The organism is Shewanella sp. 11B5, from assembly GCF_002836795.1.
Classification (GTDB): Bacteria; Pseudomonadota; Gammaproteobacteria; order Enterobacterales; family Shewanellaceae; genus Shewanella; species Shewanella frigidimarina.
The window spans coordinates 1-6232 of record NZ_PJAP01000483.1 but is presented as its reverse complement, the minus strand read 5'-3'; the positions used below and the strand labels follow the sequence as shown (position 1 = coordinate 6232).

The following is a 6232-nucleotide window of genomic DNA, read 5'->3' as shown; positions in this document are numbered from 1 at the left end:
CAGATATTCGTCAACAAGCTCTCGATTATCATGAGTTCCCAGTACCAGGTAAAACAGCTGTTTGCCTGACGAAACCGGCTCAATCAAGCCATGATCTAGCATTGGCCTATAGTCCTGGGGTAGCAGAGCCTGTTAGAGAGATTGCATCTAATCCTGAAAACGCTTATCGATATACCAATAAAGGTAATACAGTAGCGGTTATTACCAACGGCACGGCTATTTTAGGTCTAGGTAATTTAGGCCCATTAGCGTCAAAACCGGTTATGGAAGGCAAGTCACTTCTGTTTAAACGGTTTGCGAATATTGATTCGATTGATATTGAAGTGAAACACCGCACAACGGAAGATTTTATTAATACCGTCGAATCTATTGCTGATACCTTCGGCGGGATTAACTTAGAAGACATCAAGGCGCCTGAATGTTTTGAAATTGAACAAGAGCTGATTAAGCGATGTAATATTCCGGTATTTCATGACGATCAACACGGCACCGCTATTGTCACGGCAGCAGGCATGTTGAATGCTCTGGAAATTCAAGGTAAAAAAATTGATGATGCTATTTTTGTTTGTTTAGGCGCTGGTGCAGCTGCTATTGCATGTATGACGATGATTGTTAAATGTGGCGCCTTACGTGAAAATGTTTATATGTTAGACAGGCAAGGGGTGATTCATACGCGTCGTGAAGATCTCAATGAATATAAAGCGTTATTTGCTAACAATACCGATAAACGCACCCTGCAAGATGTGATTAAAGATGCCGATGTATTTTTAGGACTATCGGGTGCAGATTTATTGGCTGCCGATGATATTGCGTTAATGGCGCCTAATCCGGTGATCTTTGCCTGTTCAAATCCTGATCCTGAAATTAAACCTGAATTAGCTCATAACATCCGTAAAGACTTAATTATGGGTACTGGTCGTAGTGACTATCCAAATCAAGTGAACAATGTATTGTGCTTCCCGTTTATTTTTCGAGGCGCACTCGATGTTCGCGCAGCGGTCATTAATGACGAAATGAAGCTAGCTGCTGTATATGCTATTGCTAACCTCGCTAAAGAGCCTGTTCCTGCTGAGGTGTTAGCGGCTTATCCTAACGTGTCATCATTGAGTTTTGGCCCACAATATGTGCTGCCTAAACCAATGGACCCAAGATTACTGCCGCTGGTAGCTCGCGCAGTATCGCAAGCGGCTATCGATTCAGGGGTGGCAAAAATCACCACATTACCGACTGAATACAAAGTGTAATAAGCAAGTATAAATAATCAGGTTTATTAATCTGAACAGGGATTAATGAGGTCTGTTGTCGTTAGTAAAAGGGGCTTTTGCCCCTTTTTTATAGGCCTGAGATAAGCGTGATTAAAAACGATTAGTGAAGTTGTGTAGCACAATCGTTATACTGGATAGCATTGGAGTCATTAATAAAATAAATAAATCCAGCAGGATAGCGGATAAATGAAACTCACCAAGATCCTTACTAAAAAACTGACCAGCTTTTGGCTGCTTTCATTAGCTGCGGTGGCATTTGTATTTTTACTGTGTGCGGTGATGGGTTTTACTCAATTGACCTACAATTTCCAACAGCAGAAAGTGGCTGAGTTAGAAACCATGTTAGCTGACGACTATCAACAACATGGCAGTAGTCAATTTTCTACTTGGTTACCTCCTTTATTGACGGCTTATAAAGCGGTTGAATTCTCCCTGTCGCAAGACAACCAATTAGTTTATCAATTTCAGCGTGACCAAGCCGATATCGTTAAAAGCAGTTTAACGCTCTATAAGACCGAATTAAGCCATGGAAAATTATCCATGACGTTAATTATGCCACCGCCATTTTCTCTACATGATCTCGGCTGGCACGAGCTCATTATTCTTGTTATTGGTTTTATCAGCATCGGAATTTTTGTGCGTTTTGGTTATGGCTGGTACTCCAGAGAGTTAGATGGAATTGAACAACTTGCTCAACGAAGTAAACTCATTTTAGAGGGACATTTAAAGCAAGCAGCCGATATGCCGACAAATGGTAAACCACGGATGATCAATCGTGCTATCAGTAAATTGCTTGCAGAGTTGGATGATGCTCATAAAGAACGTGGTCGCTTAGATCAATTTATTCGTAAAGATACTTTTCTTGATAAACAAACTCAGATTGGTAACCCGATATTCTTTCAAAATCGTCTCGATGGATTAAGCCATAATCAAAAAATGGTAGCTCATGGCGTATTGATGTTAATTGAATTTGATGATGTTGACTTAGTGGAAGACCAATACGGTGAAAGCGGCGTTAAGGCAATGCTGTCATTAACAACGGAAGCCATCACAGCCGCACTCGTTCAATACGAAGACAGTATTTTTGCCCGCCGCAGTTACTCACAATTAGTCATTATCGTGCCACAATTGTCGCTAGTAGAAGCCGACCAACTAGCGCAACGAATACTCAAAACCTGCCTTGCATTACCTTTTTATGGCATTGGCAATCCGGATAATTTTTTACATTTAGGCAGTGCTTTTTTTAACGCTGGAGATTTACAAGTTCAGCTTATTGAAGAGGCCGAAATGGCACTTCGAGCTGCGCAACTGCAACGTGTTAATAACTGGTTTATGTACGATAAAGGCGCGTTAGATGAGGAAATCGCTAAAGGGTCTGTTCGTTGGCGTAGTTTTATTGAAAATGCATTGGTGTCCAAACGCTTTTTTACCTTACAACAAGCCATTATCGATAGTGATAATCAAATTATGCACTATGAAATATTTAGCCGCGCTCGTGATTTAAAAGGTAATGATGTTCGCGCTACATTGTTTATTCCCATGGCTAACAAGTGTGGGTTAATGCCGCAGGTTGAGAGGCAAGTGCTGGAACAAGTACTCTTTAGGTTAATGTCCGATAATGAGTCTACTTACAGTATTAACTTAAGCCTTGATAGTTTAACCAGTAGGGCATTTGTACGTTGGGTACAATCTACCTTATTAGAGCATCGCCCTTTAGCCGCACGACTTATTTTTGAAGTTTCTGAAGACATTATTGTCAAAAATCAGAAAAATGTTTTGTTAGTTAAAACTCTCGATATGTTGAGAAAAATGGGCGCAAAATTGGCGGTAGATAACGTTGGTCAATCTGTTGTGGGTACTCACTATATCCAGGAGTATCACTTTGATTTAGTAAAACTACATCGCTCTATCGTGCGCCGGGTAGATCAACGTTCAGAAAATCAATTATTTATACGAAGTCTCATTGGTGGCCTTTATAGAGCCGAAGTGAAAGTGATTGCCGAGGGCGTTGAATGTTTTGAAGAATGGCAAACGTTAAAAATTCTTGGTGTGAGTGCAGCCCAAGGCGATTTTTTGGGGCAAAGATCTGAAGTTTAAGTCATATAATGCTATGTTTGTTTAAGTTAGATCTTGTTTATCAATAGATTGCACTCTATTTTCAATCAATATGCGCTATATTAATGATCAGTTATAACGTTAACGCATCAGTAACAAAGTTTAATCGTTATGGGCTTGACCAATAATACTAGTAAAGACAATGCAGCTTATTCGAATCATCTTGATGTTATATGCTTGTACATTGGCTTAAAAATGTCATTTTTGCTGATATATTTATCATCAGTAATCTTAAATAATTAATATGTTAGCGAATATGGGCCACGCAATGGACAATGGTTTTTTGAGTAAACTAGCCTTTTGGCAGACATCGCAATTTATGGGTAATGTAGGTGTATTTATCGCCAGTAATTCCCTGTGGGTGTGTAAGCCACAACAAGGTCAATTAGCACCTGTTATCAGCCAGTTTCTGGTACAAAAAAACAATTGGTCTCAAGCCTTTGAAGCATTAAAGAGTCAGTTTGGCCGTGTTCGTGTTCAATTAGTGCTATCGCAGCAGTATTATCAATTATTACAAGTTGAAAAACCCAATGTTGAACCTGGTGAAGTCACTCAAGCGTTAATTTGGTCTGTTAAAGATATGGTGTCCGAGCCAGTCACTGATATTCATTTAGATTATTTCGAGTCCAGTTTCATTTCCAGTTCAAAAGTGAATGTGGTAGTCAGTAGTCGTCAATTTTTAATGCAATTGGCCAGTGCTTGTGATGCCAATGGATTAGATATTGCTGGGATCAGTATTGAAGAATTGGCATTAAGTCATGTATTAGCCCACGATAATATGGCGCATATGTTAGTCGCTCACTTGCCGCAACAAGAATTGTTATTGCTAGTTGTTAAAGCGGGCGAAGTGCTAATGCAACGTCGCGTTAGAGGATTTAACCATCTAAATAAAACGACTCTAGAAGAATTAAAGCAGGGCTTAGCCGATAATCTCAGTTTAGAAATTCAACGTTCTATGGATTATTTTGAAAGCCAATTACGTCAAGCTCCAGTAGGATCAATTAGCATCTTGGTTGAAGGTGATAGTTCATCATTGGCCAATCTCGTTAGTGCTAACTTTAATCAAAAAGTGGTTGCGGTTAATCATGATGGCGTATCGAATTTACTCGCGCAGTTAGCGTTGCAAGAATTAGCTCGAGGTGAAGTGTGATAAAAACCAGTGTTAATTTATATACCGCAGATTTGTTGCCGAAAAAGCAAAGGCTGACCTTTGTAAGAATGATGCTGGCATTGGCTTTTTTCACCGGAGGTTGTGCAGTTCTTTATGTTGTAGGGCTGTGGCATACCGATGAATTGCAAAGGTTAAATCAACAAGCAAACAGCACAAAAAGTCGGTTAACTAACCAAAAGACACAGCTAGAACAACAAATTGCTTTACGTAAACCTAATGCAGATTTGGTAGCAAAGGTTGAACTTGAACAACAGCGATTAGATCTTAAAAAACTACTAAAAGATGAGCTTAGTCAGCGCAAAACGATGATAAGCCAGGGTTACTCGCCAATGTTGACCGACTTGGCTGCCGTGGCAGATAGCAATGTGTGGTTGAGTCATATTACTATTGAGCAACAAAACACTAGCGCTCAGCGAATTGAGTTTGAAGGTTATGGTCGTAACCCTCAAAGTATTCCACTGTGGATTGATAAATTAAAAACTACTTCAACGTTAAAAGGTTATGCATTTTCAGCGATGACAATGGACCGCGGTGAAGCACAGCCGTTGGCGTTTAAATTGATAAGTCAGCCCGTTGCTAAGGAGCTCGCACAATGAAGCAACAATGGCTGGTGTGGTCGTCAAAATTTAATGAACTAAGTCCACGAGAGCGGATATTGATTACGGTTGCCTTATTCGTTGTCATTGGGATGTTGCTGTTTATGCCACTAGAGTCATTGTGGAAGCAACAGCAAAGTGTCCAGAATCAACTAAAGGGACTCGAACAAGAAAATTCGATTTCATTACAACAAGTGGCGCTTTATGAAGAGCGTTTACAGCTCGATCCCAATCAAGATTATCAACAACGATTACAGTTGATTACTGAACAGATGCAATTGATGGATGCCGAACTCGCTAATCAAATGGTTGATATGGTTCCTGCGGATTATATGCCGACAGTATTAGCGAACTTGCTGGGCAATGTGAAGGGCGTCTCGCTCATTTCGTTTGCCTCTATTGCGCCCAAAGCCTTATTGCAAGTGGGTGATGGTAGTAAAGTTAATCTTTACAGCCATGGTATTAAGTTGACGTTACAAGGCGATTACTTTTCTATTTTAGCGTTTATTAAAGCTGTGGAAAGTATGCCCGATAAATTGTATTGGAAGCGTTTAGATTACCGTGTTGAATCTCATCCCGATGCGTTAGTTGAATTAGAACTTTACACACTTAGTGTGAACAAGGACTTTATCAGTGTTGCGAAACAAGATTAGTGGTATGGCGTATGCATCCTGCCTAATGATGCTATTAATGTCGGCTGCTAACGCCCAAACATTACGAGATCCAACCTTACCGGGGCAGGGCTTTATTGCTGTGCAAGCTAAAGCAGATAATCAATCTTTGGTATTAAACAGCATTGTTAACGGTCAGAATACCTATGCGGTTATTAATAATATTATTCTGTCAGCAGGTGATGCTATTAGCGGTAGTGGATTACGAGTATCAAAGATTAGCAAAGACTATGTTATTTTGTCAGATGGAAGAAAACTTCAGCTATTTCAGTCGATAACAGAGCGATAGGATAAGAATAAAAATGAATGTGATTAGATATGTTACTCCTCTGATGTCGCTGTGCTTAGTTGCTTGCCAAACGACAGATAGACCCGACCCACAAACAGCGAAAGCGGCCTTGAATGAGTCAAGGC

The 6232-nt window shown here is 40.1% G+C and carries 6 protein-coding genes; all 6 read left to right on the top strand.

Translation table 11 applies throughout. From position 1 onward, the window contains the following. Positions 1–1244 (top strand): malic enzyme-like NAD(P)-binding protein (locus CXF78_RS11285; protein ID WP_257984890.1); only part of this gene is annotated, 1244 nt, incomplete at its 5' end. A 207-nt stretch (positions 1245–1451) separates the two neighbouring features. Next, entirely contained in the window at positions 1452–3362 is a 1911-nt protein-coding gene (gene csrD, locus CXF78_RS11280) for an RNase E specificity factor CsrD (protein ID WP_102036832.1), read from the top strand. Between the two features lie 286 nt (positions 3363–3648). Beyond that, complete coding sequence (locus CXF78_RS11275) at positions 3649–4530, top strand: biogenesis protein MshI (RefSeq protein WP_180957121.1); 882 nt, start codon at positions 3649–3651, stop codon at positions 4528–4530. Beyond that, positions 4527–5147 carry a fimbrial assembly protein gene (locus tag CXF78_RS11270; protein WP_102036830.1) on the top strand — a complete coding sequence of 207 codons (621 nt, stop codon included), beginning with the start codon at positions 4527–4529 and terminating at the stop codon, positions 5145–5147. The genes CXF78_RS11275 and CXF78_RS11270 overlap by 4 nt, the downstream gene beginning before the upstream one ends. After that, positions 5144–5800, top strand: coding sequence for a hypothetical protein (locus tag CXF78_RS11265; RefSeq protein WP_011639168.1), 657 nt, complete (start codon positions 5144–5146; stop codon positions 5798–5800). Before CXF78_RS11270 ends, CXF78_RS11265 begins: the two co-directional genes overlap by 4 nt. A 4-nt stretch (positions 5801–5804) precedes the next feature. Next, positions 5805–6107 carry an MSHA biogenesis protein MshK gene (locus CXF78_RS11260; protein ID WP_041413799.1) on the top strand — a complete coding sequence of 101 codons (303 nt, stop codon included), beginning with the start codon at positions 5805–5807 and terminating at the stop codon, positions 6105–6107. Positions 6108–6232 lie beyond the last annotated feature (125 nt).

Coding starts and splice junctions, on each gene's coding strand:
- csrD (WP_102036832.1), top strand. CDS start 1,452: ATGAAACTCACCAAGATCCTTACTAAAAAACTGACCAGCTTTTGGCTG.
- CXF78_RS11275 (WP_180957121.1), top strand. CDS start 3,649: ATGGACAATGGTTTTTTGAGTAAACTAGCCTTTTGGCAGACATCGCAA.
- CXF78_RS11265 (WP_011639168.1), top strand. CDS start 5,144: ATGAAGCAACAATGGCTGGTGTGGTCGTCAAAATTTAATGAACTAAGT.
- CXF78_RS11260 (WP_041413799.1), top strand. CDS start 5,805: ATGGCGTATGCATCCTGCCTAATGATGCTATTAATGTCGGCTGCTAAC.